Source organism: Streptomyces sp. WAC 04229, from assembly GCF_003947455.1.
Lineage (GTDB): Bacteria > Actinomycetota > Actinomycetes > Streptomycetales > Streptomycetaceae > Streptomyces.
The window spans coordinates 1-18,270 of record NZ_QHJH01000135.1 but is presented as its reverse complement, the minus strand read 5'-3'; the positions used below and the strand labels follow the sequence as shown (position 1 = coordinate 18,270).

Annotated in this window: 17 protein-coding genes; 8 read left to right on the top strand and 9 right to left on the bottom strand. The window is 72.9% G+C overall.

What is annotated here, in order from left to right; translation table 11 throughout:
* The first annotated feature begins 398 nt into the window (after nt 1-398).
* Complete coding sequence (locus tag DMH12_RS27685) at nt 399-1,199, top strand: sugar phosphate isomerase/epimerase (protein WP_125494179.1); 801 nt, start codon at nt 399-401, stop codon at nt 1,197-1,199.
* On the opposite strand, the gene DMH12_RS27680 is transcribed toward DMH12_RS27685, so the two are convergent.
* Nucleotides 1,183-1,824: a GNAT family N-acetyltransferase gene (locus tag DMH12_RS27680; RefSeq protein WP_125494178.1), complete on the bottom strand. Its 642-nt coding sequence runs from the start codon at nt 1,822-1,824 to the stop codon at nt 1,183-1,185. The two genes, DMH12_RS27685 and DMH12_RS27680, sit on opposite strands and share 17 nt — an antisense overlap.
* Complete coding sequence (locus DMH12_RS27675) at nt 1,821-2,765, bottom strand: EamA family transporter (protein ID WP_125494177.1); 945 nt, start codon at nt 2,763-2,765, stop codon at nt 1,821-1,823. The genes DMH12_RS27680 and DMH12_RS27675 overlap by 4 nt, the downstream gene beginning before the upstream one ends.
* A 96-nt stretch (nt 2,766-2,861) precedes the next feature.
* Here DMH12_RS27675 and DMH12_RS27670 point away from each other — a divergent pair, with 96 nt between their 5' ends.
* Entirely contained in the window at nt 2,862-3,779 is a 918-nt protein-coding gene (locus DMH12_RS27670) for a LysR family transcriptional regulator (protein ID WP_125494176.1), read from the top strand.
* A gap of 10 nt (nt 3,780-3,789) precedes the next feature.
* On the opposite strand, the gene DMH12_RS27665 is transcribed toward DMH12_RS27670, so the two are convergent.
* Complete coding sequence (locus DMH12_RS27665; protein ID WP_125494175.1) at nt 3,790-4,632, bottom strand: DUF4097 family beta strand repeat-containing protein; 843 nt, start codon at nt 4,630-4,632, stop codon at nt 3,790-3,792.
* Nucleotides 4,633-4,724: 92 nt separating this feature from the next.
* Complete coding sequence (locus DMH12_RS27660; RefSeq protein WP_125494174.1) at nt 4,725-5,243, bottom strand: hypothetical protein; 519 nt, start codon at nt 5,241-5,243, stop codon at nt 4,725-4,727.
* A gap of 380 nt (nt 5,244-5,623) precedes the next feature.
* Here DMH12_RS27660 and DMH12_RS27655 point away from each other — a divergent pair, with 380 nt between their 5' ends.
* Together DMH12_RS27655 and DMH12_RS27650 are read left to right on the top strand one after the other, a co-directional pair.
* On the top strand, nt 5,624-7,471 hold the full coding sequence (locus tag DMH12_RS27655) for a glycoside hydrolase family 3 protein (RefSeq protein WP_125494173.1): 1,848 nt from the start codon (nt 5,624-5,626) through the stop codon (nt 7,469-7,471).
* A gap of 124 nt (nt 7,472-7,595) precedes the next feature.
* Nucleotides 7,596-8,267 carry a hypothetical protein gene (locus tag DMH12_RS27650; protein ID WP_125494172.1) on the top strand — a complete coding sequence of 224 codons (672 nt, stop codon included), beginning with the start codon at nt 7,596-7,598 and terminating at the stop codon, nt 8,265-8,267.
* 22 nt (nt 8,268-8,289) lie between these two features.
* Here DMH12_RS27650 and DMH12_RS27645 read toward each other — a convergent pair whose 3' ends face one another.
* The 5 genes from DMH12_RS27645 to DMH12_RS39215 form a co-directional block, all read right to left on the bottom strand.
* Nucleotides 8,290-9,714, bottom strand: a complete 1,425-nt coding sequence (locus DMH12_RS27645; protein WP_125494171.1) for a S28 family serine protease — start codon at nt 9,712-9,714, stop codon at nt 8,290-8,292.
* 109 nt (nt 9,715-9,823) lie between these two features.
* Nucleotides 9,824-10,216, bottom strand: a complete 393-nt coding sequence (locus DMH12_RS27640) for a hypothetical protein (RefSeq protein ID WP_125494170.1) — start codon at nt 10,214-10,216, stop codon at nt 9,824-9,826.
* Nucleotides 10,217-10,293: 77 nt separating this feature from the next.
* Entirely contained in the window at nt 10,294-14,034 is a 3,741-nt protein-coding gene (locus tag DMH12_RS27635; protein ID WP_125494169.1) for an ABC transporter ATP-binding protein, read from the bottom strand.
* Between the two features lie 89 nt (nt 14,035-14,123).
* On the bottom strand, nt 14,124-15,119 hold the full coding sequence (locus DMH12_RS27630; protein WP_125494168.1) for an esterase-like activity of phytase family protein: 996 nt from the start codon (nt 15,117-15,119) through the stop codon (nt 14,124-14,126).
* 10 nt (nt 15,120-15,129) lie between these two features.
* Nucleotides 15,130-15,600 carry a hypothetical protein gene (locus DMH12_RS39215; protein ID WP_185832581.1) on the bottom strand — a complete coding sequence of 157 codons (471 nt, stop codon included), beginning with the start codon at nt 15,598-15,600 and terminating at the stop codon, nt 15,130-15,132.
* Between the two features lie 4 nt (nt 15,601-15,604).
* Between DMH12_RS39215 and DMH12_RS27625 the strand changes: the two genes are divergently transcribed.
* From DMH12_RS27625 to DMH12_RS27610, 4 genes are all read left to right on the top strand, one after another.
* On the top strand, nt 15,605-15,739 hold the full coding sequence (locus tag DMH12_RS27625; RefSeq protein ID WP_260474364.1) for a hypothetical protein: 135 nt from the start codon (nt 15,605-15,607) through the stop codon (nt 15,737-15,739).
* Nucleotides 15,740-15,833: 94 nt separating this feature from the next.
* Nucleotides 15,834-15,959, top strand: a complete 126-nt coding sequence (locus DMH12_RS27620; protein WP_125494180.1) for a DUF397 domain-containing protein — start codon at nt 15,834-15,836, stop codon at nt 15,957-15,959.
* Nucleotides 15,960-16,053: 94 nt separating this feature from the next.
* Nucleotides 16,054-16,662: a TetR/AcrR family transcriptional regulator gene (locus DMH12_RS27615; protein WP_125494167.1), complete on the top strand. Its 609-nt coding sequence runs from the start codon at nt 16,054-16,056 to the stop codon at nt 16,660-16,662.
* A 75-nt stretch (nt 16,663-16,737) separates the two neighbouring features.
* On the top strand, nt 16,738-18,270 hold a 1,533-nt coding region (locus DMH12_RS27610; protein ID WP_125494166.1), incomplete at its 3' end, for a glycosyltransferase family 39 protein.

Here is an 18,270-nt window from a genome sequence, read left to right as displayed (position 1 = left end):
CGGGGGTAGGTGCCGTCGGTTCTTTGGTGCCGCGCGTTGGTGGGAGCCTTGGTGGGGGGGGGCGCCCCCCCCCCCCCCCCTCGGGCCGGGGGGCGCCTGGCCCCCCGGGCCGGCGGGGGGGGCGGGGGGGGGGGGTTGGTCTCATAACCCCGCCCGAAAGGGGGGGGGCGGGGGTAGGTGCCGTCGGTTCTTTGGTGCCGCGCGTTGGTGGGAGCCTTGGTGGGGGCTGCCGCCCCCACACCCCCGCTTCGGCCTGGACGGCCTCGTCCTCAAGCGCCGGACGGGCTGACAGTGGACGGCGACTCGTCATCAGACCCCGGACAGACTGGTGGTGCCGGTCGGCGACACCAAGTGGCGGGCAGGAATGCGGGCGGCGGAGCCGGGTACGCTCCGGGGTCATGAAGCTGGCGTTCTCCACCCTTGGTGTCCCCGGGCTGCCCCTGACCGATGTGCTGGGCCTCGCGACCGCGCACGGCTACCACGGTGTCGAGTTGCGCGCCCATCCGGAGGAACCGGTGAACCCGGGCCTGTCCCCGGACGAACGGGCGGCCGTGGCGGCCGAGTTCAAGGCGTCCGGCGTGGAACTGCTCAGTGTGGCCGGGTACGCCCGGTTGGCCGCGCCCGGTGACGACGAGCCGGTCCTCGCCGAGGTCCGCGCCCTGCTCGAACTCGCCCGCGACCTGGGCGCCCCGTACATCCGCGTCTTCCCCGGCGGCGGCACCGAGCAGAGCGCCGAGGAGGCCGACGCGACGGCCGCCCGGCGGCTGGGCACGGCCGCCGAGTACGCCGCCGACCTCGGCGTCCGCATCCTCCTGGAGACCCACGACTCGCACCGCACGGGCGCCGACGCGATGCGCGTCCTGGGCCTGGTCGGGCACCTCCGGGTCGGCGCCCTGTGGGACGTGATGCACACCTGGCTGGGCGGCGAGCAGCCCTTCGAGTCGTACGCGGCCCTGGCCCCGCACCTCGGCTACGTCCAGGTCAAGGACATCGCCTCCGCCGAGGACACCACACCGCTGCCGCTGGGCGCGGGCGTGCTGCCGCTCACCGAGGTGGTGGACGTCCTCTCCCGGCACGGCTGGGACGGCTGGCTGTGCTGGGAGTACGAGAAGCGGTGGTACGAGTCCGCCGCCCCGTTGCCCGACCTGCTGGCGGCCGGCCGCGAGCACCTGACCCGGCTGCTCACCGACGCGGCGTGAGGGCGTCCGCCGCCGACCTGACCCGGCGCTCCATCCGCTCTCGGCGCTCGGGCCACTCCGCCGCCGTGATGGAGTAGATCGCGGAGTCGCGCAGCCGGCCTTCCTCGCCCGGCGCCCAGGAGCGGGACCAGTTGCGCAGGACGCCCTCGAGACGGGCGCCGGTCTTCTCGATCGCCGCCCGGGAACGGGTGTTGCGGGCGTCGGTCTTGAGGTCGACGCGGGACACCTGCCAGACCTCGAAGGCGTGGCGGAACAGGAGCAGCTTGGCCTCGGCGTTCAGGCCGGTGCCCTGGGCGGAGCCGGCCAGCCAGGTGAAGCCGACCTCGATCGCGTCGAGGGCGTCGTCGGTGAGCCAGGAACGGGGTTCCCAGTAGGCGGTGGCACCGACCGCCCGCCCGGTGGCGAGGGAGATCTGCGCGTAGGGCGCCAGCCGCCCCGAGGCCGCGCGGGAGAGTTGGGCGTCGATGTAGGCGCCGACCTCGTCGGCTCTCGGCACCCACGTGTACGCGTAGCCGCCGCGGTCCTCCTCCGCCGCCGCCGCGAGGTCGGCCGCGTGCCGGTGGTCCAGCTGCTCCAGTCGTACCAGCGTGCCTTCGAGGGGCGGGCCCTTCAGTGCGAACGTCACCGGACGGATTCTTCCGCCGGCACGGAGGGCCGTCCAATGATTTCCGGGCGGGCAGGCACGATCACGTGCGGCGTCCGGGTGCGGGCGCGCCGGCCCGTGAGCGTCGTCAGCGCCACCCCGCCCACCAGCAGCGCCGCCGCGCACCAGCGCAGGGGTGTCACGGCCTCGCCGAGGAAGAGGGCCGCCGAGGACATCCCGAAGACCGGGACCAGGAGCGAGAAGGGCGCGACCGTCGACGCGGGGTGTCGGCGCAGCAGCCAGCCCCAGGCGCCGAAGCCGAAGACGGTCGAGACCCAGGCGACGTAGAGGATCGTGCTCCCGCCCTGCCAGTCCAGGCCGCGCACTGCCGCGAGGTCCGCTTCCGGGCCCTCCGTCAGCAGGGAGAGGGCCAGCAGCGGCAGTACCGGGACGGTGCACACCCACACCATGAAGTTCAGGGCGTCGGGCGGGGACGCCTTGCGGGTGAGGACGTTGGACAGCCCCCACGCGGCGGCCGCCCCGACGACCATCACGAAGGCGCCCAGCGGACCGGACGCGCCCTCGTCGACCGCCGCGACACCGATGCCGGCCAGCGCGACGAGCATGCCCGCCGCCTGGACGCGGGAGGGGCGTTCGCCCAGGACCGCCGCGGCGATCACCGCGGTGAACACCGCCTGGATCTGCAGGACCAGGGAGGACAGGCCGGCCGGCATGCCCGCGTCCATGCCCACGAAGACCAGGCCGAACTTGGCCACGCCCAGCACCAGCCCCACCGCCACGATCCACTTCCAGGCGACCTTGGGCCGGCCCACCAGGAAGACGGCGGGCAGGGCGGCCGCCAGGAAGCGCAGGGCGGAGAAGAGCAGCGGCGGGAAGTGGTCGAGGCCGACCTCGATGACCGTGAAGTTCACGCCCCAGACGGCGGCGACGAGCACGGCGAGGAGGAGGTGGGAGGGTCGCATGCGTCGAGGATCCCGCCATCGGACTGTGTAGCACCAGCGATGATTGCTGCATGGTTGGATGAAGGACTGCTAATTGTTTCGCCTTCGGGAGGCGTCGTGCTCGATCTTCAGCGTCTGCGTGCCCTGCACGCCGTGTCCGTGCACGGCACGGTGGGCGCGGCCGCCGCCGCGCTCGGGTTCACGCCGTCCGCGGTGTCGCAGCAGATCGCCAAGCTGGAGCGCGAGACCAGGACGGTGCTCCTGGAGCGGGAGGGGCGCGGGGTCCGGCTCACCGACGAGGCGTGGCAGCTGGCCGCCACCGCCGTCGAGCTGCTGGCCCTGGTGGAGCGGGCGGAGACCCGGCTGGAGGAGCGGCGCGGGGTGCCGTCGGGGCGGCTGACGGTGGCCGCGTTCGCGTCGGCGGCGCGCGGTCTGCTGCCCTCGGTCCTGGCCGACCTGGCCGCCCGCCATCCGGCGCTCGACGCCCGGCTCACCGAGGTCGACCCGCATCTGTCCGTGGACCTGGTGGCGAAGGGCGCCGTGGACCTGGTGGTGGCGCACGACTGGGACATCGCCCCGCTGCCGGCCCCGTCCGGGGTGGAGCAGGCGCCGATCGGTGAGGACCTGTGCGATCTGCTCGTGCCCGAGGGGCACCGCTTCGCCGGGCGGTCCGGCGTCCGGCGTGCGGAGCTGGGCGGGGAGCGGTGGATCTGCCAGCCGCCCGGCCGGGTCTGCCACGACTGGCTGATGCGGACCCTGCGGGGCGCCGGGCACGAGCCGGACATCGTCCACCAGGCGGACGAGAATCCGACGCTCGTCGCGCTGGTCGCGGCCGGACTTGGCATCGCCCTGATCCCCCGGCTGGGGCGCGGCCCGCTGCCGTCCGGGGTGGTGGAGGTGGAGCTCGACCCGATGCCGGTACGGCGGCTGTACGCGCTGTGGCGGGCGGGCGCGGCGCGCCGTCCGGCGATCGCGGAGACGGTGCGCACGCTGCGGGCCCACTGGCCGGCGGCCTCGGCGCACACCGTCCCGTAGCCGGGCGTGGTCAGTCCCGGGCGCGGCGGATGTCGATGTTGCCGTGTCGGGTGCGGGCCCGGACCTCGACGGCCTCCTCGGTCTTCTCCGGGCTCCCGGACGCGGTGAGCGTGTTGCGGACCTGTCCCGAACGCGAGTTGACGTCGAGCCAGGCGGCCGTGCCCTCGGCGACGCCGACCTCGATGGCGCCGTAGCTGGTCTGCAACTGGACGGAGCCGCGGGTCACGCGCCCCACCCGCAGGGTGCCGTGGGCCGTGGTGGCGGTGACGGAGTCCTCGGCGCGGGCGACGTCGATGTCCCCGTTGGCGCCGTTGACCCGCAGCTCCCCGACGGCGGTGCCGACGGTCGTGGTGCCGTGCGAGTTCTTCAGGACGGCGGAGCCGTCGAGCACGCCGACGCGCAGGCTGCCGGAGCTGGTGGCGATCTCCGCGGCCCCCTCGACGCGGTCCACGGTGATGGAGCCGTGGGACGCCGTCAGGTTGAGCGAGCCGGTCGCGTCGAAGCGGACGTCGCCGGACGACACCTTCACGCGGACCTCGCCGAGCCGTCCCTCGCCGAGCACCTGGGTCCAGGCGCCGGTCAGGTCGACGCGCGAGCCCTCGGGCAGTTCGACGGTCACGTCGACGGTGCCGGAGCGGCCGAACAGGCCGGCCTTGGGGGTCCTGACGGTCAGCGCACCGCCCACGCAGGTGACCTCGGTCTGTTCCGCGGTGCGGCCGTCGATGTCCTTCTTCGCGTTGCGGGGCCGGACCTCGACGACGGTGTCGGTGCGGTCGCCCGCCGTGAACTGGATGGAGCCGGCCTCCACGTGCGCGGTGACCGAGATCGGTTCGGGAGTGTCGAAAGAAGGCACGGCTGTCCCGTCCTCATGAGTCGTTGGGTCGCCCCCGCTGGTGGGACGTGGTGTGGGTGAGGTGGAGCGGGCGTGCGGCGCGCGACGGTTCTTCAGCGCACCCAGCCCGTGAAGCTCTGTCCGACGTTCTGGGTGCGTTCCGTGGTGCGCGGGCGGCCGCCGCCCTCGACGGCGGCCGACACGGCCCGCACCAGCCAGGCGTTGACCGAGAGGCCCTCGCGGCCGGCGGCCTCCTCGGCTCGGGACTTGAGGTGGGCGGGCAGGCGCAGGTTGACCCGGGCGGTGCCGCCCTCGTCGCCTTCGGCGGGTGCCTGCGGCCTGAGCGGTTCGACGGGGGCCGCCGCGTCCCCGAGGCCGCCGCCGTCGGTGGGCGGCACGGTCACCACGAAGTCGGGGTCCAGCCCCCGCAGCCGCAGGTCGACCGAGCCCGGGGCCAGTTCGCGGGTGATCTCGTCCATGGCCGCGGAGAGCACGTTGAGCATGGTCAGCCTGGTCGCCGACTCCAGTGGGGCGGTGAGCCGTTCGGCCAGTTCGCGGGCTTCTTCACCGCCGGCTTCGGCGGCCACCGCGAGTTCGCGGCGGAGGGTGTCGACATACGGCGTGAGGTCCATGACGTCATCATGGCACCACGATGGCCCCATACGCAAGCCGCGCGGCGCCATCGCGGCCACCTGGAGGGTGCATCCGCCCCTGACCTGCACGGATGAGGCAACTCCAGCCTGTCCGACCTAAGCGTCACATCTCGTCGACCACTGATCACGACGCGAACTGGCGTCACCTGACACCACATGGCATCACCTGGCGCCACTCGGTGCCACACACCGTCACCCGCCCACCCACCGGAACCGGGATCCCGGCCCCCGCGCGGCTCAGGGCTGCTCCTGTGCGGCCCCTTGACTGGCAGAAACTTCCTGGATATTGGTGGCTCCTTGGCAGTTTCCTTCAGCAGCTCTCCAGCGATCCCCAGCGGATCACTCCGGAAGGAGCGCACGTGCACCACAGCAGCACGGCCGGCCCGGGAAGCACCGCACACCCCTCCAGACGTACCGTCCTCACCGCCACCGCGGTCGTCACCGCGGCCCTGGCGGCCGGCGGCGGCACGGCCCACGCCGACCCGCACCGGCCCGACGACGCCAAGCTCCGCGCCCTGATCTCCCGCATGACGCTGGAGGAGAAGGTCGGCCAGCTCTTCGTCATGCGGGTCTACGGCCACTCCGCCACCGCCCCCGACCAGGCCGACATCGACGCCAACCTCAAGGAGATCGGCGTCCGCACCGCGGCCGAGCTGGTCGCCAAGTACCGGGTCGGCGGCGTCATCTACTTCGCCTGGGCGCACAACACCCGCGACCCGCACCAGATCGCCGACCTCTCCAACGGCATCCAGAAGGCGTCCCTGGAGCTGCCGCGCGGCCTCCCGGTGCTGATCTCCACCGACCAGGAACACGGCATAGTGGCCCGCGTGGGCGAGCCGGCGACCCTCTTCCCGGGCGCGATGGCCGTCGGCGCCGGCGGATCGCGGTCCGACGCCCGCACGCTCGGCCGGATCGCGGGCGCGGAGCTGCGCGCGATGGGCATCCGCCAGGACTACGCCCCGGACGCCGACGTGAACGTCAACCCGGCCAACCCCGTGATCGGTGTGCGGTCCTTCGGCGCCGATCCGGAGGCGGTGGCGGAGATGGTGGCCGCCGAGGTGACGGGGTACCAGCGGTCCGGGGTCGCCGCGTGCGCCAAGCACTTCCCCGGGCACGGCGACACCGCCACCGACAGCCACACCGGCCTGCCGGAGATCACGCACACCCGCGAGGAGTGGGAGACGCTGGACGCGCCGCCCTTCCGCGCGGCGATCGACGCCGGCATCGACGCGATCATGACCGCCCACCTGGTGGTCCCGGCGCTCGACGACTCCGGCGACCCGGCCACCCTCTCCCGCCCCATCCTCACCGGCATCCTGCGCGAGGAACTGGGCTACGACGGGGTCGTGGTCACCGACTCGCTCGGCATGGAGGGCGTGCGGACCAAGTACGGCGACGAACGCGTGCCGGTGCTGGCGCTGAAGGCGGGCGTCGACCAGCTGCTCAACCCGCCGCACCTGGACCTCGCCTGGAACGCGGTCCTGACGGCCGTACGGGACGGCGAACTCACCGAGGCGCGGCTCGACGAATCGATCCTGCGGGTGCTGCGGCTGAAGGCGAAGCTGGGGCTGTTCCGGGACGCCTACACCAGCCGGCGGGACGTCGACCGGACGGTGGGCACCCGGGCGCACCTCGCGGCGGCCGACCGGATCGCCGAGCGGACCACCACCCTGCTGGTCAACGAGGACCGGCTGCTGCCGCTGTCGCGGCGCGAGCATCGCAGGGTGCTCGTCGTGGGCGCCGATCCCGCCTCGCCGTCGGGCACGACCGGGCCGCCCACGGGGGTGCTCGCGGGCGCCCTGACGGAGCTGGGCTTCACGGCCACCGCCCTGTCCACCGGCACCGCCCCCTCCGCCTCCGTGATCGACACCGCGGTCGCGGCCGCCGGGGACGCGGACGCGGTGGTGGTCGCGACGTACAACGTCACGGCGGCGAGCAGCCAGCGCACCCTGGTCACGCGGCTGCTGGCGACCGGGAAACCCGTCGTCGCGGTCGCGATCCGCAACCCCTACGACGTGGCCCATCTCCCCGGCGTCCGCGCCCACCTGGCCGCCTACTCCTGGACCGACGTCGAGGTGCGGGCGGCGGCCCGGGTGATCGCCGGGCGGGTCCGGCCGCGCGGGCGGCTGCCGGTGCCGGTGGTCCGGGCGGACGATCCGGCCACGGTGCTCTACCCCCTCGGGCACGGGCTGTCCTACCGGTCGTAGGGCGTAGCGCGGCCTACGTCACGCGCCGGGGGCGCCCCCGGGGACCGTGCCCGAAGCACCCCGCGCGTCTGGCGTGCGCCCGCTGCGGCGGGTCACGCTGGACCGGGGATCCAGGGGGACGGCGATGCGTGAGAGACGGGCCGCGGGAGTGCGGTGGGCGCTGCCGGTGCTGTGCGCCCTGCTCCTGACGGGCTGCCAGAGCCCGGCGGGACCGGCCGGTGGGGACACCGGCGGCACGGCTTCCGGGGACGGGCGGCCCGGTGGGGCCACGGCGTCGCGGTCGGCGTCGGCGGCGGTGCCGGCGTCGGGGTACGGGGCGGTGTTCCTGGCGGTCGACGAGTGCGGCTCGTTCGGCACGGTCAGCTCCACCGAGGTGCCGTGCGACAGCGAGCGGGCGGCGGCGCGGGTCGTGGCCCGGGAGGACGGCCCCGCGGGCGACGGGCCACCGTGCCCCGCCACCACCGACTTCGTCCTGCACATCAGCGAGCAGCGCCCTTCTGCCGACGAGGACGGCGACGGGACCGTGCCCCAGGGCTACGCCTGCATGCGCAACCTCCAGCCACCGCACCCCGGCGACCCGGGTGGTGGTGGCGGACCGCGCACCATCGTCGGCGACTGCGTCCACGACACCGGCGACGGCAAGGTCCGCGAGACCGCGTGCGACGGCACCGGTGAACGCGAGCCCCAGTTCAAGGTGGTCGAGGCGGTCGCCGACCGGGCCGACTGCCCCGCCTCGACCGGTCTGTACGTCCGCCTCGGCGGTGCCCGCCCGGTGGGCTGTGCCCGGCCCCTGTGAGCGGCCGGGCACAGTCACCGTGCTACGGGCGCAGCGCCGGCTCGCGCTCGACGTCCCGCTTGTCCAGCTTGGCGTCGAACGTCGCCAGCGGCTTGGCCGCCGACGGGTTCTCCTGGACCTTGTCGGAGGCGACGCCCGCCCAGTCGAGGATGCGGGCGGTGGCCTTCGCCTTCTGGTCGGGGACCAGACCGGCGACGTTGGCCCCGTGGTTCATGCCGGGCGCGGTGAGCACGTAGGAGTCGCGCGCACCGTGGCCGAGGCGGAAGGGCTCGGCTCCCCACGGGTCGTTCTCGCCGTAGACGAACAGCATCTGCCGGGCGTTGTGCCGCACCCAGCGGTCGACGTCCCACATGGCCAGCGGCTGGAACTTCATCGGGATCGACCGGGGCACGAAGTTGCGCGGCGGCTGGTAGCCGTAGCGGATGTACTTCTTCTCGATGTGCGGGAAGTGGATCGTCGGGGCGCCCAGCTGGGTGCCCGCCTGGTAGTAGTACGGCGTGTAGGTCTCCAGGCCCTGGTCCGTGTAGGCGGAGAAGCCGGAGATCGAGTCGACGGAGCCCCAGATCGCCTCGTCGGTGGCGTTCTTGGCGTCGGCCGGGATGTCGGCGCAGTCGGCGAGGGTGCTGTACTGCCAGAAGCCCCAGACGTAGTCGAGGACGACTGCCTCGTAGGCGCGGTCCAGGCTGCCGATGGTGTCGAAGGTGTAGCCGTTCTCGGCCGCGTACGCCTCGTACTTCTTCTCGAGCGGCGCACGGCGCACCAGCGCCTCGCGCTGCACCCCGTTCAGCTTGTCGCGGCACTCCTCGGTGCCGACGCGGGCGAAGAAGCGGTCGTAGGCCGAGTCCTCCTTGTTCACCACGTCGTTGGGGGCGACGTAGGCGACGACGCCGTCCATGTCGCGCGGGTAGAAGCGCTCGTAGTAGGTGGCGGTCATGCCGCCCTTGGAGCCGCCGGTGGAGATCCAGTTCTTGGAGTAGACCGGCTTCAGCGCCTCGAAGATGCGGTGCTGGTCGCTGGCGGCCTGCCAGATGTCCAGCTTCGACCAGTCGGCCGGGGCCGGCCGGGACGGGGTGAAGTAGCGGTACTCCATGGAGACCTGGTTGCCGTCGACGATCTGGGTCGGCTCGCGCCGGCTCGGGGTCGTGGAGACGTTGTAGCCGCCGGTGTAGAAGACCGTCGGGCGGTTCACGTCCTTGTGCAGGACGGTGATCCGCTGCTGGAACGTGCCCTTGGACGGACGCCGGTGGTCGACCGGCTGCGTGTAGTTGAGGACGAAGAAGCGGTAGCCGGTGTACGGCTTCTCCTCGATCAGGCTCATGCCCGGTATGGACAGCAGCCGGTCCTTGATGTCGACGGCCTTCGGCTCGGCGGCGGTGGCCGCCCCCGCCGTGCTGACGGTGCCTATGAGCACCACGAGCGCCAGCAGCCATCTGAGCGCCTTGCGCATGCACCCTCCCTGTGAAACGGATGTCCGCCGGAAGCTATCGGAGCAAGTCGCGCGCGCACCAGGGTGGATGGGGAAATGGCCTGCTCGGTTCCCGGGAGGCGGGCCCGTCTCAGCAGAGGATCCAGCCGGAGCTGACCGAGCGGCCTGAGACCTTGCCGGTCACCCATACGCAGCGCTTGCCGGCGTGCACCGTCACGGGCCCCGCCCGGTAGGCGTACCGCCCCGAGTCGACCACCGCACGGCCCCCGCGCGCCCGCACGCTCACCGACATCTGCCGCTTGGTGCCGGGCCTCTTGGGGACGGTGACGGCACAGACGTAGCCGCCGCGCCTGTGGACGAGGACCGACCCCGTCGCGAACGGGAGCGTGCGCACCTTGCGGCCCCCGCACGCCGTGGCGGCATGGGCCTCCTGCGGCGTCGCCACGGCGAGCAGCCCGGCCGCCACGAGCAGGGCCGTGACGAGCGCCGGCCCGCGTCGTGTCCCAGCACCGGCTCCACCCACTGTCGTCCCCTCCGTACGGCGGTCACTGGCGTACGGATGTACGGACGCGTGCCGGGTGTCGAATGGTTGCGCGAGCGTCAGTGTGCCGCGCCGACCGGTTCCTCGGGCTCCGCCGCGCCGACGAAGGTCCGCCACAGCCGCGCGTACCGTCCGTCGAGCGCCAGCAGCTCGTCGTGCGTGCCGTCCTCGGCGACCCGCCCGCCGTCCATGACGACGACGCGGTCCGCGCGGGCGGCCGTGGTCAGCCGGTGGGCGACGACCAGGGTCGTGCGCCGGCCCGCTATCCGGTCGGTGGCCTGGCTGACCTGTGCCTCCGTGGCCAGGTCCAGCGCGGCCGTCGCCTCGTCGAGGAGCAGCACGTCCGGGTCGACCAGCTCGGCACGGGCCAGCGCGATCAGCTGGCGCTGCCCGGCGGAGAGGTTGCGGCCCCGCTCGGCGACCTCGTGGAGGTAGCCGCCGGTGAGCGTGGCGATCATCTCGTGCGCGCCGACCGCCCGCGCCGCCGCCTCCACGTCGGCGTCGGTGGCGTCCGGGCGCCCGTAGGCGATGGCGTCCCGCACGGTGCCGGGGAAGAGGTACGCCTCCTGCGGGACGACGCCGAGCCGGTGCCGGTAGGCGGTGAGGTCGAGGTCGCGCAGGTCCCGGCCGTCGACGGTGACCCGCCCGCCCGTGGGGTCGTAGAACCGGGCCACCAGCTTGACCAGGGTCGACTTGCCCGCGCCGGTCTCGCCGACGAACGCGACGGTCTGCCCGGCGGGGATGCGCAGGTCGACGCCGGTGAGCGCCGCCTCGGCCCCGTCGGCACCGCCGTAGGAGAAGTGCACGTCCTCGAAGGCGATCTCCCCGCGCAGGGACGTGACGTCCGACGGCTTCTCGGGTGCCAGGGTGGAGGTCGGCTCCCGCAGCAGTTCCTGGATGCGGCCGAGGGAGACGGACGCCTGCTGGTAGCCGTCGAAGACCTGGGAGAGCTGCTGCACGGGGGCGAAGAACAGGTCGATGTACAGCAGGTACGCCACCAGCGCGCCGGTCGACAGCGTCGCCGCGTCGATCCGTCCGCCGCCGACGACCAGCACGGCGACGACGGCGGCCGAGGACAGCAGCTGCACGAACGGGAAGTAGATCGAGATCAGCCACTGGCCCCTGATGCGGGCCTGGCGATAGCTGTCGCTGCGCTCGGCGAAGCGTCGTCCGCCGTCGTGCTCGCGCCGGAAGGCCTGCACGATGCGCAGTCCCGCCACCGCCTCCTGGAGGTCGGCGTTGACCGTGGACACCCGCTCGCGGGCCAGCTCGTACGCCTTCACGCTGGCCTTGCGGAAGAAGTAGGTGGCGATGATCAGCGGCGGCAGCGTCGCGAAGACGACGAAGGCGAGCTGCACGTCGATCACCAGCAGGGCGACCATGATGCCGAAGAAGGTGACGATCGAGACGAAGGCGGTGACGAGGCCCGTCTGCAGGAACGTCGACAGCGCGTCCACGTCGGTGGTCATCCGGGTCATGATCCGGCCGGTCAGCTCGCGCTCGTAGTAGTCGAGGCCGAGCCGCTGGAGCTGGGCGAAGATCTTCAGGCGGAGCGAGTACAGGATCCGCTCCCCCGTCCGGCCGGTCATGCGGATCTCGCCGGTCTGCGCGGTCCACTGGGCGAGCACCGCGAGCAGGCCGAGCAGGGAGACCGCCCAGACCGCGCCGAGCGCCAGCCGGGTGACGCCCTCGTCGATGCCGTGCCGGATCAGCGCCGGCAGCAGCAGCCCCATGCCGGCGTCCACGGCGACCAGGGCGAGGCTGATCAGCAGCGGTGCGCGGAACCCGCGCAACAGGCGGCGCAGGCCGTACGACTCCTCCGGCTGCACGGCCCGCGCCTCGTCGACGTCGGGGGTGCCGTCGGCCGGGGGCAGCGCGTCGACCTGGGCGAGCAGCTCCGGGGTGGCCGGGGTGCCCGCGAGGGCGGTGTCCTTCGGTGTGCGGTCGCCGGTCCACAGCCGCGGGGTGACCCCGCGCTCGGCGTCGAACTCGGCGTCCAGCTCCTCCCGTACCGACGTGTCCTCGGCGGGCGCCGCGGGCCGGGCGTGCCCCGGCGACACGCCGCCCAGCTCGTCGGGGTCGGTCAGCAGGCGCCGGTAGAGGGCGGAGCGCTCCTGGAGTTCCTCGTGGGTGCCGAGATCGGCGAGGCGGCCGCGGTCGAGGACGGCTATGCGGTCGGCGAGGCCGAGGGTGGAGCGGCGGTGGGCGATGAGGAGCGTGGTGCGGCCCCGCATGACCTCCTTGAGCGCCTCGTGGATCTCGTGCTCGACGCGGGCGTCCACGGCGGAGGTGGCGTCGTCGAGGACCAGCAGCCGGGGGTCGGTGAGGATCGCGCGGGCGAGCGCCACGCGCTGGCGCTGGCCGCCCGAGAGGGTCAGTCCGTGTTCGCCGACGGTGGTGCCGTAGCCGTCGGGCAGGTCGGTGATGAACCCGTGGGCCTGCGCGGCCCGGGCGGCGGCCTCGATCTCCTCGTCGGTGGCGTCGGGGCGGCCGTACGCGATGTTGGCGCGCACGGTGTCCGAGAAGAGGAAGGAGTCCTCGGGCACGAGCCCGATGGCGGCCCGCAGCGAGTCGAGGGTCAGCTCGCGCACGTCGTGCCCGCCTACGAGGACGGCGCCGCGGCTCACGTCGTAGAAGCGCGGCAGGAGCAGGGAGACCGTGGACTTGCCGGAACCCGAGGAGCCGACGACGGCGAGCGTCTCACCGGCCCGGATCTCGAAGGAGAGGCCGTCGAGGACGGGGGTGTCCTCCCCGGTGGCCGACGTGTAACCGAAGGACACGTCGTCGAACTCGACGGTCGCCGGCGCGTCGGCGGGCAGGTCCCGGGTGCCGTCCTCGATCGCGGGCTCGGTGTCGATCAGCTCCAGGACGCGTTCGGTGCCGGCGCGGGCCTGCTGGCCGACCGTGAGGACCATGGCGAGCATGCGGACCGGACCGACGAGCTGGGCGAGGTAGGTGGAGAAGGCGACGAAGGTGCCGAGTGTGATGTTGCCGCGGACGGCCAGCCAGCCGCCGAGGGCGAGCATGGCGACCTGCCCGAGGGCGGGGACGGCCTGGAGGGCGGGGGTGTAGGTGGCGTTCAGCCGGATCGTCCGCAGCCGCCCGGCGAAGAGCCTGCGCCCGACCTCCCTGATCTTTCCGGTCTCCTGTTCCTCCTGCCCGAAGCCCTTCACCACGCGGACGCCGCTGACCGAGCCGTCGACCACGCCCGCGACCGCGGCGGCCTGCGCCTGGGCGTACCAGGTGGCGGGGTGCAGGCGGGTGCGGCTGCGGCGGGCGATGAACCACAGCGCCGGGGCGACGGCGAGGGCGACGAGCGTGAGCGGCGGGGACAGCCACGCCATGATGACCAGGGAGATCAGGAAGAGCAGGACGTTCCCGATGGTCATCGGGAGCATGAACAGCAGGCCCTGGATCAGCTGGAGGTCGCTGGTCGCCCGCCCGACCACCTGCCCCGTGGACAGCTCGTCCTGCCGCCTTCCGTCCAGCCGGGTGATCGTCCCGTACATGTCGGTGCGCAGGTCGTGCTGGACGTCGAGGGCGAGCCGGCCGCCGTAGTAGCGGCGGATGTACGTGAGGACGTACACCACGACCGCGGCGCCGATGAGGAGACCCGCCCAGAGGGCCATGTCCCTGGTCTTGTCGCCGATCACGTCGTCGATGATCACCTTGGTGATCAGGGGCACCAGGGCCATGACGGCCATGCCGCCCAGCGAGGCGCCGAGGGCGAGGACGACGTCCTTGGGATAGCGCCAGGCGTAAGCCGCCAGTCGTCGTGCCCATCCCCGTTGCGCGTCCACGCCGTGCCCTCCGGTCGGTCGTCCTGCTCACCTGATCTACCGGAAGGCACCAACACGCGCGAGCGGGGATTTCATCCCGCCGCGATGATTCAGGCGCGGACCCGGAGCCGGAGGAAGCGGGTCGTCTGCACGGCGTTCTGGTTGTCGTCGCTGACGATCAAAACGTCCAGGCGGCCCTTGCTCCGGCCGGTGACGGCCATGCCCTCGAAGTTGTCGAGGAGCGGGTTGGGCTGGGGTTGCTCGGCGGTGGCACCGAGGGAGGGGCAGTGGGCCAGGTCGGCGAGGAGGGTCTTGCCGAGTGCGGTGCCGCCGCGGGGCCGGTCGGTCAGGTACAGGCGGACCGTGTTGCCGACGCCGGAGGTGAAGCCGCGTTCCAGGACGAGCAGGCGGCCGGAGGGGGTCGCGGTGACCTCGGAGACTCCGAGGCCGCCGTCCGTCCGGTACGTGTACTGGGTGCCGAGCCCGAAGCCGCCGTGCCCGGTCCGCCGCCAGCTCTGGAAGCGCACGAGGTCGGCGGGGTCGCCGGCGAGCGGGTACTCCATGGACGCGATCAGGGTCCGGCCGCCGGGCAGAAGGGTCAGCCCCTCGAAGCTGCCGTTGGCCCGGGCGCGGCCCTCCGGGGCGGTGCGCAGGGCGTCCGGTACGGGCAGACGGCCGAGGATCTCGCCGGTACGGGAGTAGCGGCGGACGGACGGCTCGGTCTCGGAGGAGACGAGGTAGGTGCCGTCCCCGTCGGCGACCAGTCCCTCGGCGTCGAGGGCGGCGCCGTTCTCATCGGCGAGCGGGGTCACGTTCCGTGGCTGGAGGGAGCGGGCGTCCAGCCGGAAGAGGGCGGAACGGTCGGAGAGGGCGGCGACCGTGCCCCGCCCGCCTCGGGCGAGTGCGGAGAGGTTGCCGACGTAGGTGCCGTCGTGGGTGGTCTTGTCGAGGGCGTCGGAGTAGCCGGTGAGGGAGACGGCGGGCGAGCAGGCGTTCCCCTGCGGACGTTCCTGTGCGACGGCCGGTCCGGCGGCGATGAGACAGCCGGCCGCCGCGAGGCTCGTGGTGAGGGCGGCCAGGAGGGTGCGGAGCATTCTCGGGCGCATGGCCGAAACCCTAGGCCGGAGGAATGGCGAGGAGTTGACCGCTTTCCGAAGGACAGGGTTCGGCGCGGTACCGGTGGCAAGTAATGAGCCGTGCCGGACCAGAACGAGAGCGGCCACCGACTGGCCGGCCCCTTCGAGGATCTGGTGGCCACCGTCCAGGGGGCCGGCACGCCAAGGCGGCGGGCGAAGTGTTCCGCGCGATACCCGCCCTGGTGCCCGGGCAGAGCGCCGCCTTCGGGAAGAACCTCGGCGTGCTCAGCTCGCCGAGGTCCTCCGCCATGTCGAGGGGGGTGGCCTCGACGACGTCGGCGATCCGGGACAGCGGGCCGTCGCCGTCGGTCAGCAGGTAGCAGGGTTTGCCCTCGGAGCCGCTCCAGGGCAGCAGCCGGGCCGGGCGCCGCCGGGCCTGGCGCCGCCGGGCCTCCATCTGCCGTTCGTGGGCGAGCAGGTAGGGGCGGGCGTACGCCGAGGGCTTGCACATGGGCATGCTCCACGACACCCCGTCCGTGGTCCAGGAACTGCAGCATCGCTACGATTTCGCCCTGGGCAACGCCCTGCCACTCGAGGAGACGCTGGCTCTGCTCGAAGCGACAGCAAGGGGCTGTGCAGGCGATGACTGACCGGACCATACGCGACGCCGCGACTGTGAAGGGCTGACGCAAGCCCTCGCACAGCAATGACCAGGGGGGAGTTGCCTGGAGGTGGTGGACGGTCATCCTGGGGGGGGTACCGGTGCGGGATTCGAAGGTTCCCACCGGGCCGGCACTGCTCCTCTCAACTCCCTGCTGGACGTCGTTCATCACGGCCCTCAAGGAAGCCCTCCCTCCCTCCAAAGCGTGAACACTTCACCCCCGACTGTCCTCAGATCGCTCATCCGAGTGCCTGGATGACATTCACCCCCCAAGTGCTCACGCTTCTTCCCGACCATGAGGCCATGAGCCCCGCTTCCTGGTCCCACCGCAACCCTCTCGGCACCGGAAACGTGATCGGCACGGTCCGCACCCTCATGCGCACCGACGGCCTGAACGTGTCCGTGACCGCCATCGCCCGCGCCTCCGGGACCTCGCGCAACTACCTCTACGAGAACTGGAAGACCGCCTCCGGGCTTCACCTGCGCGCGCTGCAGACGGAACTCGCCCGAGCCTTCGACGAGGCGGACCGTACTCACCCGAGCGACGGCACCGTTGACGGAATCGTGCGCCACCTGACACAGGTCGTACGCATCGTCCGGCGTCATCCGACGACGGCCGCCGTCGCCCGAACCTCGCACACGGCGCTGCCCCGGGCGCATGCCGCGACCGACGGCCCCCTGGTGCAGATGATCACCGGACGTGTAAGCGATCTGCTGCACCCCCTCGCCCCGCACGGCGGCGTGTGGAGCGATGCCGCCCTGTTCTCCATGCCGTGGAAGGTCCTGTGGATCGCCCGTCCCGCCGCTCTCTGTCCCGAGGCCGTCGGTGACCAGGAGCGGGAGGACACCTTGGACGGGGCCTTCGCCGAGTTGCTGCGCGATCTGCTCGCCCCTTGGTCCCCTGCGGACTGAGCACGGCCCGGGACTCACAGCTGGCCCCGAGTCGGAGCACAGCCCCCGCCCAACGCCGATGGACACGGTGGCCTGGTGACATCTGCCACCGCTCCCCTGCAAGCGGCCCCCGAGCCGCCGCCCGCGCCGACCCCCGCACCCGGCACGCCGCGCTGGTCTCTGCCGGTTCTGCTCGCCGTCCTCGCCCTGGCGGCTGGGTCGTACTCCTGGAACCTGTCCGGGGCCGGCCTCAACAGCTTCTACAGCGCCGCCGTGCTCAGCGGCACCGAGAGCTGGAAGGCGTGGTTCTTCGGCTCGCTCGACGCGGGGAACTTCCTGACCGTCGACAAGCCGCCCTTCGCCCTGATGGTCATGGGGCTGTCCTGCCGCCTCCTTGGCTACGGCACCTGGCAGATGATGCTGCCGCTGATCCTGGCCGCGCTGGCGACGATCTGGATCCTGCACGCCTCCGTCAAGCGGGTGTGGGGCCACGGCGCGGCGGCGGTCGCCGCCCTGGCGCTGGCGCTGACCCCGATCACGGTGGCCATCAACCGGGACAACAACCCCGACACGCTGCTGGTGTTCCTGATGGTGGGCGGGGCGGCCCTCGGCCTGCGCGCGGTCCGCGACGGGCGGCTGCTGCCCTTGATCGGCTCGGCGGTCTGCTTCGGACTTGCGTTCAACACCAAGATGCTGCAGGGCTACATCGCCTTGCCGGCGGTCTTCGTCGTGTACGCCTACGCGTCGAACCTCGGTTGGGCGAAGCGGATCAGGAACCTGGTGCTCGCCGCCGTCGCCCTGGTGGTCTCCAGCTTCTGGTGGGCGGCCGCGGTGTCCTTGGTCCCCGCGTCCGAGCGGCCGTACATCGGCGGTTCGACGGACGGCACGGCCTGGGACCTGATCACGGGCTACAACGGGCTCGGCCGGATCTTCGGCGGCGACGGCAACATGGGCGGCGGAGGTGGCGGCGGGGGCGGCTTCTCCGGCGCCGCGGGCATCGGGCGGATGTTCAACGACGTCCTCGGCGGCCAGATCTCCTGGCTGCTCCCCTTCGCGGGCATCGCGCTGGTCGCCGGTCTGGTGCGGTGCGGCCGGGCGCCCCGCACCGACCTCACGCGCGCCGCGCTGGTGCTCTGGGGTGGCTGGACGGCTTTGCACTACCTGACGTTCAGCATGGCCGAGGGCACCATGCACCCGTACTACACGACCGCCCTCGCCCCGGGCATCGCGGCGCTGTGCGGGGGCGGCGGCGTCATGCTGCTGCGCGCCTTCCGGGCCGACCGGCGGTGGATGTGGGTGCTGCCGCTCGCCCTCGGTGTCACCGGCGTGTGGGCGATCGTGCTGCTGCGCCGGGCCTGGGGCTGGAACTCCTGGCTGTGGCCGACCGTCGCGACGGTCACGGCGCTGGCGATCGCGGGCCTGCTCGTCTTCCGTTCGGGGCGGCGGGCGCGACTGCTGGCGGTGTCCGTGGCGGCGGCCATCGCGGCCGCGGTCGCGGGTCCGGCGGCGTACGCCTGGTCGGTGCCGTCCGGTTCGGGTGGCGGCATGGGCGGGACCAACCCGACCGCCGGCCCTTCGACGGGCGGCGGCACGGGCGGGCCCGGTGGCGGCGGCGGCCGGGGCGGGTTC